This window comes from Fusicatenibacter saccharivorans (assembly GCF_027667425.1).
GTDB classification, from domain to species: domain Bacteria; phylum Bacillota; class Clostridia; order Lachnospirales; family Lachnospiraceae; genus Fusicatenibacter; species Fusicatenibacter saccharivorans.
The window spans coordinates 17,587-32,235 of sequence record NZ_JAQEGR010000013.1 but is presented as its reverse complement, the minus strand read 5'-3'; the positions used below and the strand labels follow the sequence as shown (position 1 = coordinate 32,235).

13 protein-coding genes and 1 pseudogene are annotated in these 14,649 nt (G+C 44.9%); 6 read left to right on the top strand and 8 right to left on the bottom strand.

The features are described 5' to 3' along the window. Positions 1-99: 99 nt before the first annotated feature. Positions 100-1,971 carry a beta-N-acetylhexosaminidase gene (locus tag PGS38_RS12665; protein WP_117802545.1) on the bottom strand — a complete coding sequence of 624 codons (1,872 nt, stop codon included), beginning with the start codon at positions 1,969-1,971 and terminating at the stop codon, positions 100-102. 238 nt (positions 1,972-2,209) lie between these two features. Between PGS38_RS12665 and PGS38_RS12660 the strand changes: the two genes are divergently transcribed. From PGS38_RS12660 to PGS38_RS12645, 4 genes and pseudogenes are all read left to right on the top strand, one after another. Beyond that, positions 2,210-2,419 carry a hypothetical protein gene (locus PGS38_RS12660; protein ID WP_226906391.1) on the top strand — a complete coding sequence of 70 codons (210 nt, stop codon included), beginning with the start codon at positions 2,210-2,212 and terminating at the stop codon, positions 2,417-2,419. Next, positions 2,331-2,510: pseudogene (locus tag PGS38_RS17835) on the top strand (sensor histidine kinase); the annotation flags it as partial. The gene PGS38_RS12660 and the pseudogene PGS38_RS17835, both read left to right, overlap by 89 nt. 48 nt (positions 2,511-2,558) lie before the next feature. Next, a complete protein-coding gene (locus PGS38_RS12650; protein WP_242998512.1) occupies positions 2,559-2,795 on the top strand; it encodes a response regulator in 237 nt (78 codons plus the stop codon). Positions 2,796-2,942: 147 nt separating this feature from the next. Continuing rightward, positions 2,943-3,833 carry a LysR family transcriptional regulator gene (locus PGS38_RS12645; RefSeq protein ID WP_022463164.1) on the top strand — a complete coding sequence of 297 codons (891 nt, stop codon included), beginning with the start codon at positions 2,943-2,945 and terminating at the stop codon, positions 3,831-3,833. Between the two features lie 93 nt (positions 3,834-3,926). On the opposite strand, the gene PGS38_RS12640 is transcribed toward PGS38_RS12645, so the two are convergent. The 3 genes from PGS38_RS12640 to pflA form a co-directional block, all read right to left on the bottom strand. Next, positions 3,927-5,504, bottom strand: coding sequence for a flotillin family protein (locus PGS38_RS12640; protein ID WP_226906392.1), 1,578 nt, complete (start codon positions 5,502-5,504; stop codon positions 3,927-3,929). A 247-nt stretch (positions 5,505-5,751) separates the two neighbouring features. Then, a complete protein-coding gene (locus PGS38_RS12635; RefSeq protein WP_022463162.1) occupies positions 5,752-6,099 on the bottom strand; it encodes a HEAT repeat domain-containing protein in 348 nt (115 codons plus the stop codon). Between the two features lie 235 nt (positions 6,100-6,334). Beyond that, the gene (gene pflA, locus PGS38_RS12630; RefSeq protein WP_330415499.1) at positions 6,335-7,114 is read right to left on the bottom strand and encodes a pyruvate formate-lyase-activating protein; all 780 of its coding nucleotides are present in this window, start codon (positions 7,112-7,114) and stop codon (positions 6,335-6,337) included. Positions 7,115-7,327: 213 nt separating this feature from the next. On the opposite strand from pflA, the gene PGS38_RS12625 reads away from it, so the two are divergent. After that, positions 7,328-7,645 (top strand): PadR family transcriptional regulator, encoded by a 318-nt coding sequence (locus tag PGS38_RS12625; protein ID WP_022463160.1) that lies wholly within the window; start codon positions 7,328-7,330, stop codon positions 7,643-7,645. 17 nt (positions 7,646-7,662) lie between these two features. Continuing rightward, positions 7,663-8,718 (top strand): DUF4097 family beta strand repeat-containing protein, encoded by a 1,056-nt coding sequence (locus PGS38_RS12620; RefSeq protein ID WP_082424725.1) that lies wholly within the window; start codon positions 7,663-7,665, stop codon positions 8,716-8,718. A 93-nt stretch (positions 8,719-8,811) separates the two neighbouring features. Here PGS38_RS12620 and PGS38_RS12615 read toward each other — a convergent pair whose 3' ends face one another. The 4 genes from PGS38_RS12615 to PGS38_RS12600 form a co-directional block, all read right to left on the bottom strand. Next, positions 8,812-10,734 (bottom strand): hybrid sensor histidine kinase/response regulator, encoded by a 1,923-nt coding sequence (locus tag PGS38_RS12615; RefSeq protein WP_118640988.1) that lies wholly within the window; start codon positions 10,732-10,734, stop codon positions 8,812-8,814. A gap of 78 nt (positions 10,735-10,812) precedes the next feature. After that, entirely contained in the window at positions 10,813-11,016 is a 204-nt protein-coding gene (locus PGS38_RS12610; protein ID WP_022462380.1) for a hypothetical protein, read from the bottom strand. 80 nt (positions 11,017-11,096) lie between these two features. Further along, complete coding sequence (locus PGS38_RS12605) at positions 11,097-13,970, bottom strand: response regulator (RefSeq protein WP_118640990.1); 2,874 nt, start codon at positions 13,968-13,970, stop codon at positions 11,097-11,099. Between the two features lie 432 nt (positions 13,971-14,402). Next, on the bottom strand, positions 14,403-14,582 hold the full coding sequence (locus tag PGS38_RS12600; protein ID WP_028086473.1) for a hypothetical protein: 180 nt from the start codon (positions 14,580-14,582) through the stop codon (positions 14,403-14,405). Positions 14,583-14,649: the final 67 nt, after the last annotated feature.

Genomic DNA, 14,649 nt, shown 5'->3' with positions numbered 1-14,649 from the left:
TGTTTTTGTTCACTTTTATGTAAATTTTCGTTTTCTTTGTTACTTTTTATCGTTCATTTATTCTCTTTTTCTGTTCATTTTGTTTACAAACAGATTTTTTTATTTTTCGTACGGTTTTCTTCCCCGCAGAATATCGGCATACCAGAATACAATTTCCGCAATGTGGTGCAGATCGCCTTCTTTGCTGATGCTTCTCCAGGACGCTTTATACTTCATAAACCAGGTTTCCAGCCGTCCCGCAAGTGCCGCGCAGGCTGCCTCATCTTTTTCTTTTCCAAGCTCGATATCACACAGTCTCGCACCCGTCTCATTCCAGATGTCAATCGCTTCCATCGTGAGTTCCAGCACCGGAACCATTGGACGGCAGGATTCTTCCAGAGCACCGGCTGTCTTTTTCAGTTCTTTTTTCAGAGCCGCAATTGTTTCCTTTGCAGCTGCACGCTTCGCCTCATCCTGGATTCTCGCGTCAAACAGCGCATTCCGGTTGTTCGGATGACCGAGCACTTTTTCCTCGTAAACGACGTTGGCATCCCACCAGTCAAAGATGGAGCATTCTGCCGTTTTTGCCATATAGGAAACGAATTTTCCGCTCCGGTCGCCGTAGGCCAGACGGGAAATCTGTTCATTCAGCTCCTCAAAGCTGTCGGTATCGTCTCCCCAGGAGAAGACGGCTCCATAGATCATGCCAGGAAGGGAAAAGTCCGGCTGATTGATGTGGCCGCAGTCACCCCAGTCTGTGTTCAGAACACCTTCCGCATGGTATTTTCTCGCATAGCCGCACATCCGTGCGATATTTTTGTAGCTGTTCTCCACCAGGTTCATCCACTGGTTCCAGCCGCCGACCCCAGGACAGAGATACTGTCTTGCACCAGCTTCCGCCATCACTTTTGCCTCATGCTCTCTCTGCTCGGCTGCATAGCCCCAGGTCAGGCAGACGGTTTCCTCTGGCAGCTCTTTGATCAGCTCCGGCTGTGCGCAGATGATATCGCCCCAGAACATCGGCTTTTTGCCTTTTGCCACGAGAAACTCGCAGAGCTCTTTTACATAGTCGATATACAGGCGGTGAACGCCTTTCTCGTCTGCCAGCGGTTTCGATTTTCCTTTTCCAAGGTCGAACGTTTCGTCCGCGCAGATGTTGAATTTATCCGTGGCAAAAAGCGCCATGTACTCCTCGATCATGGCCTTGATCAGCTCGATCGCTCTGCCGCCGGAGACATCCACCGTGTGATGCTGCATCCGGTCCCAGAAGGAAAACGGCTCTTTCCAGCTGTCTGGGAATTCACAGAGGTCGCCATAGCTCTTTGTGGAGAGCAGCATGTACAGATGGCCGAACGTTGCGATCGACGGCACCAATTCGATATGAAGCTTTGCGCAGTACGCATCCAGCTCGCGGATTTCCTCTGCCGTAAGCGGCGTCTCATCGCGCCACATCTCGGAAAGTCCGGAGAACAGATACGTGTGCTCCACATAGAGCTGCAGCTGGTTCAGCTTGTAGTACGCCATGCGGTCTGCCACCTGTTTTAAATAGGAAAGTGTCAGCACACGGCCTCTCGTCTCATCGAGATAATAGCCGCGCACCGGCAGATCCGGCTCATCCTCGATCCGCACGGCAGGAAGCAGTGCACCGTATTCGTGCATCATCTGGCACAGCGTCTGCACACCGTAGAGCACGCCGGCTCCGTCTCCGCCCTGGATGCGGATTTCCTCCTCTGTCACCTGCAGCACATACTGCTGGCTTTTCCTTGTCTCATCCAGTTCCAGCACAATCGCGCCGGTCTCTTTTCTTCCCGGAACGCCGTATCCGATATCGTACTGCATTCCGGTTTCCTTTTTGATTCCCTTCTGCAGCACTTTCGCATACGTATCCCCATTTCCCAGCAGTCTGCCATCCAGTACAATTCTGCCGTCATAGCAGAGTGCATGTTCCCCCGTCAGGAGTTTTACCTCTTTTGGTTTTGGTAAAAATTTCATTTTCCTTCTCCTCTTGTTTTTTGTTTTCTTTGTAACCATAGAACTTTCACTGAACGTTAAGTAACATTTTGAAACCACTTTTCTCTTCTCCCCCATCCTACCATATTTTTTCCACATATTCCACAATAATTTGTAATTTTCTTCAATTTTTTTCAAAATTTCTTCCTGTTCTGCTCTTTTATATGTAAAGTAACTTTTGTTTCCCATTTTCATTCCGGAACAAAATCTGTTTTTTCGGATGAATGCGATCATCGGCTTTACCGCTCTGGCTGCCGCCCACGTCAATCAGCCGGACCAGGTGCAGGAATACCTGAACAAGATTTCCACCTCCGGCCAGCACCTTTTTCCGCCTGAACCAGATTCTGCTGAATCTGCTGAGCAATGCCACGAAATTCACACAGAACGGCAGCACCATCATTGTCCGTATTATTCAGAAACCGTACTATAAAAAAGGGTATGCGCTCTACGAATTCCACGTCCGCGACAACGGCATCGGCATAAGCCGGGAATTCCAGGAGCACCTCTTTGAATCGTTTACACGCGAGGAGACTTCTACGGTCAGCGGCATTCAGGGTACGGGACTTGGCATGGCGATCAACGTCAGCCATATGGTACAGGAAATCGCGATGGAGCTCCTTTCGAACGCCGGATTTTCCGTCAGCCTTGCAGACGACGGCGATGTTGCCGTTGAGACGCTCCGCACCGCAGCGCCGGATCAGTTCGATCTGGTGCTGATGGATATTCAGATGCCGAAACTCGACGGATACTCTGCAACGCGCCAGATCCGCACGCCGGACGGCGCCATTGCCAAAGTGCTTGGCTGATTCCCCTTTCTTATCTGCCGGAACCGTGAATTTTCTCTTACTCGAAAAAGAGGAGAAAAAGTTCACGGTTCCGGCAGATTTTTTCTTGCATTCTTTCGGGGAAGTGTGCTAGAGTGAAGATATCATATTTTATAAGAGGTGCTTATTTTGGATATTAATTACGAGTTATATAAGGTTTTCTATTACGTTGCCACCACACTCAGTTTTTCCGAGGCCTCCAAGCTGCTTTTTATCTCGCAGTCGGCGGTCAGCCAGTCGATCAAGGTTCTGGAGAAAAAGCTTGGAATCACGCTCTTTATCCGCAGTACAAAGCGCGTGCAGTTAACGCCGGAGGGAGAAACGCTGCTGCGCCACGTAGAGCCTGCGATCAACCTGATTGCGCGCGGTGAAGCACAGATTATGGAAGCGGGAACGCTTGGCGGCGGCCAGCTCCGCATCGGCGCGAGCGACACAATCTGCCGCTATTTCCTTGTTCCGTACCTGAACCGTTTCCACCGCTCCTTTCCGAATGTCCACATCAAGGTGACAAACCAGACTTCGACCCAGTGTGTCGATCTGCTGGAATCCGGCCAGGTGGATTTCATCGTGACCAATTATCCAAACTCGCATCTTTCCAGCCGTCTTCACACGATTCCGATTCATTCGTTCCACGATATCTTCATCGCGAACGGCGAATATTACCCGGAACTGGAAAACAGGCCGGTTCACTTAAAAGAGCTGCTGCAGTACCCGATTCTGATGCTCGACCGCAAGAGTACGACGAGTGAGTTCCTGCACAGCCAGTTTCAGCGGTTCCAGCTCGACCTCGTGCCGGAAATTGAGCTTGGCAGCAACGATCTTCTGATCGACCTGGCGAGTATCGGCCTTGGCATCGCGTTTGTGCCGGACTACTGCCTTGTAAAAGAGACGGCGGCCTTCCAGCTCGACCTCGTGGAGGAGCTTCCGCCGCGCCAGCTTGTCGTTGCCCACAGCTCCCATCTGCCGATCCCGCAGGCGGCAAAAGAGTTCATGAGCATGCTGGAAAAAGGCGCCGAATAACTTTTTCCGATCTATACGTCAAAAGAGGCAGGATCCTCAAGAAATTTTTCTGGATCCCTGCCTCTTTTTCTGTTTTTATGATCCGTTCTGGATTTACTGCTCGCTGCCGTCTTTCTGCACCGGTTCGGATGCTTCCGCTTTTTCCGGGCTTTCTGCATCCGCTGCTGCCTTTCCGGCTTCTGCTTTCAGATACTCTTTGAGCTCTTCCGGGCTGGAGATCTGAATGTTGCGGTTTACTTTTGCATCGTATGTATCGGCTCTCATGATTTCGGAGAGATCGACACCGGTCGCCTCTTTCATCGACTCAAACAGCTTTGCCATCACCACCGGCACATTGCCCGCTACGGAGCCGATGCCGTTGTCTTCGCTTCCGCCGCCGATGATCGTAATCTTGTCGATCTGGCTGAGCGGCTCTGCGATCTTTCCGGCGATCTCCGGCAGAACCTTGATCATCATCTCTGCCATTGCGGCTTTGTTGTAGCGCTGGTAAGCCTCAGCTTTCTTCTCCATACCTTCGGCCTCTGCAAGTGCCTGGGCACGGATGGATGCGGCTTCCGCCTCACCTTTTGCCTTGATACCGAGTGCTTCCTGCTCCATCGCATAGCGCTGGGCTTCTGCCTGGGCTTTCTTTGCCTCCGCCTCGCGGATTTTTTCGAACTGGTCTGCCTCTGCGTCTTTCTGACGGCGGTACAAATCTGCCTCTGCCTGCTGCTGTTTTGCGTAACGCTCGGCCTCGGCTTTCTTCTTGACTTCTGCCTCGAGGGATTTCTCGGTTACTTCTACTTCTCTGGCACGGAGCTCAACCTCGCGCTCCTGACGGGCGATGTTCGCATTCGCGGAAGTGATTTCCAGCTCTTTTCTCTGCTGCTCTTCCTGAATCTTGTACGCTGCATCTGCCTCTGCCTTTTTGATATCGGACTCTTTTTTCAGCTCTGCCGACTTGATTGCCAGATCGTTGTTTTTCTTTGCGATCTCAGTCTCGGCAAGAACGCGCTCATCGTTCGCCTCTTTATTTGCACGCGCCTGGGCAATTTTGATTTCTTTCTCGGAATTGGCACGGGCGATCGCCGCGGATTTCTTGATTTTTACGATATTGTCGATACCGAGGTTTTCAATGACCTGATTGGAATCAACGAAATTCTGTACGTTGAAGCTGATGATGTCAAGTCCCATCGCAGCCAGGTCCGGTTCTGCATTTTCTTTGACCAGCTCCGCAAACTTCTGACGGTCGGAAACCATCTCTTCCAGACGCATCTTTCCAACGATCTCACGCATGTTTCCTTCAAGGACTTCTCTTGCAACCTTGGCAATATATTCGCTGTCGCGGTTCAGGAAGTTCTGGGATGCTTTCTGGAGCTTCTGCGGTTCGTCCCCGACTTTGATGTTGACGGCTGCATCCACCTGAATATTGATGTAGTCAGCGGTCGGCACGGCGTCGCTCGTCTTCACATCAATCGCTACCAGCTTCAGACTCAGCTTGTCCAGCCGCTCAAAGAATGGGAGCTTGATGCCGGCTTTACCGATCAGGATCCGCTGGCCTTTTTGGAAACCGGAAATAATAAATGCGGTATCCGGCGGCGCCTTCACATAACCGCTCGCCAGAATGGCAAGAATGATCACCACAACGGCGATCACGGCAATCATGGTTGCATGTTCGAATACAAATTCCATCTTGTTTCCTCCCTTTTTTCTGCGGATGCTTTTCGCTCCGCGTTCTGCTTTTGTGTCTGTGTTATTTTCACTATAGCATTTTTTGCGGGATAGATACAACTGCATTATTATTACGATTTTGTAAGATTTCTGTTCGGGCAAAAACAATCCGCTGGAGCAGATTCTGATATGCCTTGCAACAAAAAAACGAAGGAGCTTCTTTTTACAGAAACTTCTTCGCCTTTCCTTTTTTTCACTGATCCTGCTCTTATGCTCTTTCGACAATCTTCTCCAGCGCTTTTGTGATCGCTGCTTTCAGCTCCGTCTGATCTGCCGGTGTCTTGACGGCCAGCTGACGGATCAGTGCTGTTACGTGATCGTCTCCAACCTCACCAAGGCTCGTAACGGCCGCGATTTTTACGTCTACATCGTCTACTTCCAGAAGAGAAGTCAGAATATTAACAGAACCATCATTTCTCGAAGCTGCACAGGCTTTTGCAAGCGCTACCTGCGTTGTCTTGTCCGAATCCAGATACTGTTTTCTTAATTTGTCCCATTTTCCTTTTTCCACCATTTTTTTCAGCTTGTCTTCCGATGCCTCTTTTGAACCAAACATTGTAAATCCTTCTTTCTTTTTGCTCTTATTTTTGGTGGATGCAGCAACTGCCGCGGCGAATCAAAAAGGTTCGTAGTGTTTTTGCTGTCGTCCCTGTCATGTCCGCCACATTGTAACCATGCTCTCGTCCATAACAGAAATTATACTCCTTTTCTTCTGGTTTTTGAACAGAAATACTATAAAGTTTTTATAAAAATTGTTACTTTTTCACATTTTTTTCTTGTTGTTCTGCTTTTTATTTCAGATATCCCGTATATTCCGCCGTATGCAGCAGTTTATTGGCGTTTTCCACGCGCTCTTTGGTCGGCGGATTGATGCCTTCGAGTTTGTATGGGATTCCTAAGGTTTCCCATTTGAATACGCCGAGGGTGTGGTATGGGAGAACCTCTACGCGCTGTACGTTGTGCAGGCTGTGTAAAAACTCATCGAGGCGAATCAGATATTTGTCGTAGTCGCTGCGTTCCGGGACGAGGACGTGGCGGATCCAGACTGGTTTGCCGATCTCGTCAAGGTAGCGCGCCAGGTCGAGGATGTTCTCGTTGGTGCAGCCGGTCAGCTCTCTGTGCGCCTTGTCGTCAATCAACTTGATATCGAGCAGCAGCAGGTCGGTGTATTTCATCAACTCATTAAATTTGCTGAAATACGGCTCCTCTCTTGTGAACGGATTTCCACTGGTATCCAGCGTTGTGTGAACGCCGTTCTTTTTTGCCTTGCGGAACAGCTCGATCAGGAAGTCGATCTGCAGCAGCGGTTCTCCGCCGCTTACAGTAATGCCGCCCTTTTCGCCCCAGTAATTTTTGTAGCGGAGCGCCTTTTTCAGCACCTCATCTGCGGTCTGCCAGTCGGCATCTTTCATCGTCCAGGTATCCGGGTTGTGGCAGAACTGGCAGCGCATGTTGCAGCCCTTCACGAAAATCACGTAGCGTACGCCAGGTCCGTCGACGGATCCGAAGCTCTCGATCGAATGGATCGCGCCCTTTACCGGGCCATTGTTATTCTGATTCATTTCACTCATATTTTTTCCTCTTCTTTCCAACTTACTATCTTTCTATTTTTCTGTATTTTCCGGTCAAATTTCAGGGTTCTGCTTGATTATACGGAAATCCGCGGTTCTTTTCAAGGCTTTTCCATGTACAAAATCGAACACATGGCAGGATAAAAATTTGGTTTGCTATATTGCATTATGATATAGTGTGTGTTATGATCTACTCAACAAGGAGGTGTTCATATGAATCCACAACTCAAAAAGGGCGTCCTAGAGCTCTGTGTCCTCTCCCAGCTGACAAAAGAGGACAAATACGGCTATGAGCTGACAGACGCCATTTCCCGCGAAATGTCCATCGCCGCAGGAACGCTCTATATGATTTTAAAACGACTCAAGGAAGCCGGTTACGTGGAAACGTATCTACAGGAATCCGCATCCGGCCCTGCCCGGAAATATTACCATCTGACTGAAGCAGGAACAGCTTATCAGCAGGAGAAAAAACAGGAATGGCTGGATTTCACCCAGCAGATCAACCGACTGATTTCAGATGAAACGATCTGACGATAGAAAGGAAAATCATGATGAATACAACGTATGAAACTTATATGAATGCATTGAAACAGGGCCTTGCATCCTTTGATTCTGCCGCCGCAGAGGAAATTTTAAACGATTTCGAATCCCATTTCGCCGACGCCCGCAGCCAGGGTCTCTCCGATGAGGAAATCTGTGCGGAACTCGGCAATGTCGACGATGTCCTCGAATTTTTCCGTCAGGAATATGCCACAACGGAGCAGCCTGTTGCAAACGTGCTGCCACAGGAGAAAACCCACTCCAATTCTGAAGAAACACATCCGAACTACCCGTACGCCCCTTCCACCGCCATCACCGCTATGGAAATCTCCCTGCGGAACGCTTCTGCCGACTTTGCTCCGGGCACTTCCGCTTCGGTTGAGTTTGACTTTTCCGGCGACTTCGATCCGGACCGCTTCGAAGCAGGCATTGAGGGCAATACGTTCTGTCTGCGAGAGAAAAAGCTCATCCCTTCCGTATTCTGGAAACATCTTTTCTGCAATAATCACCAGAAAGAGGTGTTCTCCTTCCAGGTGCCGTCCACCGTACAGAAGCTGACGCTCCGCTCTTTGAACGGCGCGACCGGGCTTGATACCCTCTCCCTTACTACGCTCGAAATTTCCGCCACAAACGGCAAAATCACCGGCGATTCCCTTTCCGCATCCAGCTGCCGCATACAGGCTGCGAACGGAAAGATCGTCCTGACCCGTCTGCGCACAGACAGCCTCGATGTTTCCGCCACAAACGGCAGACTTGAAATCACCGGCGACTGCTCCCGCGCAGCTTTAAACGGTGTCAACGGCAAAGTCCTCTTCGAGGGAACCTGTTCCGAGTCCCTGACAGCAAAATCCGTCAACGGTTCCGTGAAACTCCATCTCCCGCACGACCTTGCCGATGCGTCCATTCATGCATCCACGACAACCGGAAAAATCCGCCTCGTCTCCAATGGAAGAACGGAATCCTACACAAAAACATTCACCCGCTCCGGTATTTCTGCCTTCACCATTCAGGCAAGTACCGTCAACGGAAATGTCCTGCTCTCTGACTTGCCGGCAGAAAACTGACAAAAAAGAATGGACTGGATAAAATGTTTTTCTTTAGTCGACTGATATGTAAGAAGAACACTGACTACAAAATCAGTGTCCTTCTTTCTTCCTTTACATATATTTCATAATAGTCGGCAATAATACATTCATATCTATTGGTTTTGCAACATGATCATTCATGCCACTTGCCAAAGCCATCTTCTTATCTTCTTCAAACGCATTTGCTGTCATTGCAACAATTGGAATCTGCGATTTGTTACCGTCTTTCAGTTCTCGAATTCTCCTGGATGCTTCATATCCGTTCATAATCGGCATCTGAATATCCATCAGAATCAGACTGTAGTAATTTTGCTTTGCTTTGTTAAACATATCAATACATGCAACGCCGTTCTCCGCTCTTTCTATCATGATTCCCTCTTCCGTCAAAAGTTCCGTTGCAATTTCTGCATTCAAGTCATTATCTTCTACCAAAAGAACCCTTTTTCCTTCCAGTTTTTTGATATTCAACTGACCGTCTGCATGTTTCGGATTCCTTTCTTCCGCATTTGCTATTTTTAATGGAAGCGTGATTGTAAAAGTAGAACCTGCTCCCGGTTTGCTCTGAACTGTGATCTTGCCATCCATTAAATCCACCAGTTTCTTCACGATTCCCATGCCAAGTCCGCTACCTTCTATTCCGCTGTCTGACGAAGATCGTTCCTGTGAAAATGATTCAAAAATATGTTTTTGGAATTCTTCTGACATTCCGATTCCGTTGTCTGCTATGATAAGCTCTAATACACTCCAACCTTCTTTTTCGCCGGGATATTGGTTCAATGTACAGCTTATGTTACCGCCTTCACCCGTGTATTTCACAGCATTACTCAAAATGTTAATCGTAATTTCAGATGATCTTGCATCATCCATATACAGGTATGGATATCGAATGTTCTTATTGACTTTCAGTGTTTGATGTTTTTCTTCTATCGGTTTCCTAAACATATCAATACATAAATCAAAGTTTTTAGAAACATCTGTTATTGTTTCATCCAGCGTTGCCTGGTTGTTTTCGATTCGTGCTAATTCAAGAATGTTATCAATCAAATGCAGCATTTTCTTTCCGCACAATAATATTTTTTCAAAGTAATCCTCTAATATAGTTGGCTCCTTTAAATGTTTCTCTCCCAATTCTGCATATCCAATGATTGCATTCATAGGGGTACGAATATCATGAGACATATTAAATAGAAATGTTGATTTTGCTTTATTAGCTGAATCGGCCAGTCTTGCAGCTTCCTGCAACAGTTTTTGCTGTTTCTGCTCATTTTCTTTTTGCTTCTTATATACAGAATATCCACAGGTACATAATATTACCAAAATACACGCTGTAATGCATCCCAGTACAATACTTAACTTATTCGTCTTCTCAACCATTCCATATGCTTTCTGCATATCCATTTCTATGCAGAAAGCACCTATCACTTCATTAGATTCATCTTCCGCTGTCACAGGATAACAGGCTGTAAAAATAGGTCCCCATGTTGTATCAACAATATCCTGAGAATATACTGTTTTTCCAGAAAGTGCTTTTTCTATATAAGGAACCATCTCCTTTTCAATCGGATCTCCTGGATGTCTGACGTCACCAGCCGATGGATCCAGTCCGTCTACAACGTAAATCAATCTACCGTCTTCATTTCTGGTTGCTGTGTAAATATATCTCGTAGAATTCAGCGTTCTGATTTCATTCATATATGTCGACATATTCTTGAATAGTTCTGTATTCTCATCAGCTTTACTTTTTATTTCATTAAAATCTTTTCGTCCCAGTCTGTCATTTACCAGCTTATGAACCGCATCTGCACTGGAAATATCTCGTTCAATTTCTGTTTTCAGAGCAGTTTTGGTATATGCTTGTTGTAAAATAAAAGTATATGCGACAACAGCCAAAATCACCATTGCCAGAAGGAATACCAACCGTCCCTCAAAAATTTTCCAATGATTTACCGGATTTTGATCTTTTCTTTTTTGTTTTATATAGTTATTTTTCATCATCGTATTTCACATGCCTTTTATCTAATTTTAATTTAATACAAAAACGTCTCAACTCTTCACGTATTTTACAAACATGGGTTACATTTCCAGACTCATCCCTTTTTTTACAGTAAAAAGCATTCTGTGCCAACTGCCATCACACATACGGTATTCTGTGGAAATGCATTCTTCCGCCTTCAATCTTGCTGAAAGTGTAGAGATATCCAGAAATGGACGGATCAGCGAGCGGTATTCAGATGCAGCCATTGTATCACAAAACTGATACAGTTTCTGTTCTGTCATAACCAAATCCTCTCTCTATGTTTCCTGTCTGCTTATCCCATGCACCTAGAAGGCTCCTGATTGCTGCGGTTGCCTCATAATCATTCATGACAGGCATTTTGCTTTCTCAACTCTTCGCTTATGGTCTGCTTAATTTTTTCATCATCCAACGGCTTTGCAAGATGTGCGTTCATTCCTGCTTCCATACACCTTTCGGCATCTTCCCTGAATGCGTTTGCAGTCATAGCAATGATAGGGATAGTTTTTGCATCTTGCCGCTCCAGAGCTCTTATTGTTCTTGCAGCTGTAAGACCATCCATCACCGGCATCATAACATCCATCAAAATAACATCATACGTTCCCGGTGCGGAAGCTTCAAAGTGCTGAACAGCTTCTAACCCATTGTTCACTGTTTCTACTTTAGCACCATTTTCCGTCAGCATGAATTCTGCTATTTCCGCATTCAGCTCATTATCTTCAACCAGCAATATCCTGATATCTGATATATCTGCATCAAAATCTTCTTTTTCTTCTGACCGTGCATTCGTATCAATTTTAAATGGAAGTATTACAGTAAAACAGCTTCCTTCACCAAGCTTGCTTTCAACGGTTATGGTTCCGCCCATCTTTTCTACAAGTTGTTTCACAATAGGCATTCCCAGACCTGTCCCATTATAATCAGAACGTGGGGAATTATCTGCCTGTACAAATGGAGTAAACAATTCATTTTTTATAAATTCTTCTGACATTCCAATTCCATTATCTTTTATTTTAAATTCACATGTCATGTGATCTTCTGATCTTTCAATCGTTCTCATACTCATGTAAATAAAACCATTCACCTTATTGTACTTCATACTGTTTGTAAACAGATTCATCAATATTTTTTTCAGATGAACTGCATTGCTCCAAACATATATACCACTGTAATCATCATGTTCTCCTATAACATGAAGTCCTTTTTCTTCTGCCTGAAAGTATAGCGACTCCGTGATTTCTTTACATACCTGATCCAGATTGATGGATTCATCACTAAAAACCACGGTATTCGATTCTAACTTTGCCATATCCAAAACATCATTTACCAATGATAATAGCAGTTTCGAAGACTCATTTATTTTATTCAGGCAATCTTTTGTCCGCTCACCATCATTTCCGCTTTTTTCAAGAATTGTAAGCATGCCCATAATGCCATTGATCGGTGTCCTGATGTCATGAGACATGTTATTTAAAAAGGAAGTCTTAGCCTTATTGGCACTCTGTGCTTCTACAAGTGCATTTTGTAATTCCTGCTGTTTTTCTTCAAGCTCCTGATTCAGCTTCAATGCCTGCTCAGCAGACTTCTTGGATTTTTCTTCCGCACGTTTTGATTTTTTCAAAGAATCAAGAATTATACACAGAACAACGAAAAAAGAAATTCCAGCGATAAGTGATACTGTCAGTAAATTGTCCTGAATAAAATCCCTCGCTGTAACTTTTCGTGAGGAAGCATTATACGAAACTACTGCACCTGAAAATTGAGTTGTAGGCATAGATGTCAGTGTTTTATTCAGAATGGACAAAAGAACCGGTTCTCCCTGCCGAACAGCAAATGGAACATCGGCTTCTTTTGTCAGGAAAACACTATGAAGCTTATTATTTTTCAAATAGTCAGAAACAGTACCTGAACTGCTTACAATGCAATCTGCCTCCCCTTTCTGCATCGCTTTTACTGCTGCATCTGATGTCCCATATTCTATAATCTCCCATTTTGGATAATTGTATGAAAGATATGCCTTCAATGAAAAATTATCTTTTTCAACGGCAACTGTATTCTCTTTATTTTCATCAAAAGAATCCTTTGCCGTAATTGCTGCCATATTGAGAGTCAATAGCGTATCCGACAAAGCAACTCCTTTTGTTTCTGCAAAGTATGGATTCTGGTTTGTATGAAAAATCAGGTCTATTTTTCCATCCTGCAATGCCTGAAGCAGTTCACTTCTTGTATCATACCCCTTTAATTCAAATTCCAGAGTCTGACCTTGCAGACAATTTTCTGCAAGATCCACATAATCTGTGATAACACCTGTCAATTTGCCTGTTGATGGATCTACACTACTGATACCTCCATCCTGATTCAGATACCCTATCCTGATTGCTCCATGCTGCCCGATCCACTCCCTTTCTTCTTTTGAAAGAAACGAGCTGCTCTGTGCAGAAAGATAACGCCTGTAGAGATCATCAATGTAAAATGGATTGTCATCCTTGATTCTGCGCATAGCACTATCCAGTGCTTCTTTGATATCCGGACGTTCTGGATTTATAGCGAAATAGATTTCTGTCTCTCCAATACTTGTAATCGGTGAAATATCCGATTCTTCCCAACGGGATTCTTCTACCGAAACAAAGCAGTCAATTTCGTGTTTCGACAGTTTGTCCATAACTTCTGCGGTATTAGAAACATTGACATGCTGCGTATGCAGACCATACTTTAACTCCCATTCGTTAAGCACATCCTCCGTTATATTATCTTTAAGCACACCAATATTTTTTCCCTCAAAAGAATCCAAATTTCCTGCTGTAAGATCCATATTGGATGCATCCGTATAGATGTAATATTTCTCTTCCCCCATAGGCATATCGGAAAAAAGCATATTTTCAGCACGTTCGTCTGTATAGGAAATGCCACCAAGAATATCAATTTCTCCATTTTCCAACTGTGTAAAGCAGTTTTTCCAATCACTTGTTATGTATTTATATGTCCATCCTGCATAACCTGCAATATCTTGAAGATACTCATAACCATAGCCGCTTCTTTCTCCCTTTTCATTGACTACATTATAAGTTTCCTCAAAAGATCCTACCCGAATAACATGATCAGAATTTTCTTGGGCAGATGTGGAAACAGGAAAAACAACCAAACATATCATTATGCAAAATATAAAATAACAAAATTTGAAATTTCTTATATTCTGTACTAATTTGCACTTCTTCATCTTTCTCCCACCCTCCAGGCTACAGTCGCTTGCTTGCTTGCAGATTTTAATTTTACATTCATTAATGTTCAATACCTCCACAACATTTTTATAAATATCTTTGCGACAGCTTCTGCTGTACTTTTACTATAATTATACTCTACAGCCAACTTGTGTCAATTTACTAACAGAGTAATTACATTCTTTTACTCCTTAATCTTGCTATTACTCTCCCCACAAATAGAGCCAAACTAGAGCCATTCGATAAAACAAATGCCGAAAACCCGCATAAATACAGGCTTTCGGCATTTTAGTCCGTTACTCGAACTCCTTTGCGGACTGCGTTTCATGACACGCAAAGGCTGTTATTAGAAGTTTATGTTTCGAACATGCGTTCTGATTTTGTGTTTTTCGCACCGCTTATGAAGAAATAAACTCCAAAATAACTCCATTTTACTCTTTATTATTTTGTTGTTCTTCTCTTGCGTACAGGAGATCCAATGCCTGACATACAACACCACTCATGCTCTGATAGTGTCTTTCTGCATACTCAACAAGTCTCTGTTTTTGTTCTGGAGTCACCCGTACTCGTATGTTTTCTTCTTTGCCATCTTTTGGTGTTTTTCTAGCCAAACATATCACTTCCCTTCCACAAGTACAGTTTACTACTGATTACTACAAAATGTCAATCTATTTTTGT

Bases quoted from the DNA above. Each gene is read 5' to 3' on its own strand.
- PGS38_RS12640 (WP_226906392.1), bottom strand. From the start codon at position 5,504: ATGGAATTTGTATTCGAACATGCAACCATGATTGCCGTGATCGCCGTT.
- PGS38_RS12620 (WP_082424725.1), top strand. From the start codon at position 7,663: ATGATGAATACAACGTATGAAACTTATATGAATGCATTGAAACAGGGC.
- PGS38_RS12665 (WP_117802545.1), bottom strand. From the start codon at position 1,971: ATGAAATTTTTACCAAAACCAAAAGAGGTAAAACTCCTGACGGGGGAA.
- PGS38_RS12605 (WP_118640990.1), bottom strand. From the start codon at position 13,970: ATGAAGAAGTGCAAATTAGTACAGAATATAAGAAATTTCAAATTTTGT.
- PGS38_RS12660 (WP_226906391.1), top strand. From the start codon at position 2,210: ATGAATGCGATCATCGGCTTTACCGCTCTGGCTGCCGCCCACGTCAAT.
- PGS38_RS12650 (WP_242998512.1), top strand. From the start codon at position 2,559: ATGGCGATCAACGTCAGCCATATGGTACAGGAAATCGCGATGGAGCTC.
- PGS38_RS12625 (WP_022463160.1), top strand. From the start codon at position 7,328: ATGAATCCACAACTCAAAAAGGGCGTCCTAGAGCTCTGTGTCCTCTCC.
- PGS38_RS12635 (WP_022463162.1), bottom strand. From the start codon at position 6,099: ATGTTTGGTTCAAAAGAGGCATCGGAAGACAAGCTGAAAAAAATGGTG.
- PGS38_RS12615 (WP_118640988.1), bottom strand. From the start codon at position 10,734: ATGATGAAAAATAACTATATAAAACAAAAAAGAAAAGATCAAAATCCG.
- pflA (WP_330415499.1), bottom strand. From the start codon at position 7,114: ATGAGTGAAATGAATCAGAATAACAATGGCCCGGTAAAGGGCGCGATC.
- PGS38_RS12610 (WP_022462380.1), bottom strand. From the start codon at position 11,016: ATGACAGAACAGAAACTGTATCAGTTTTGTGATACAATGGCTGCATCT.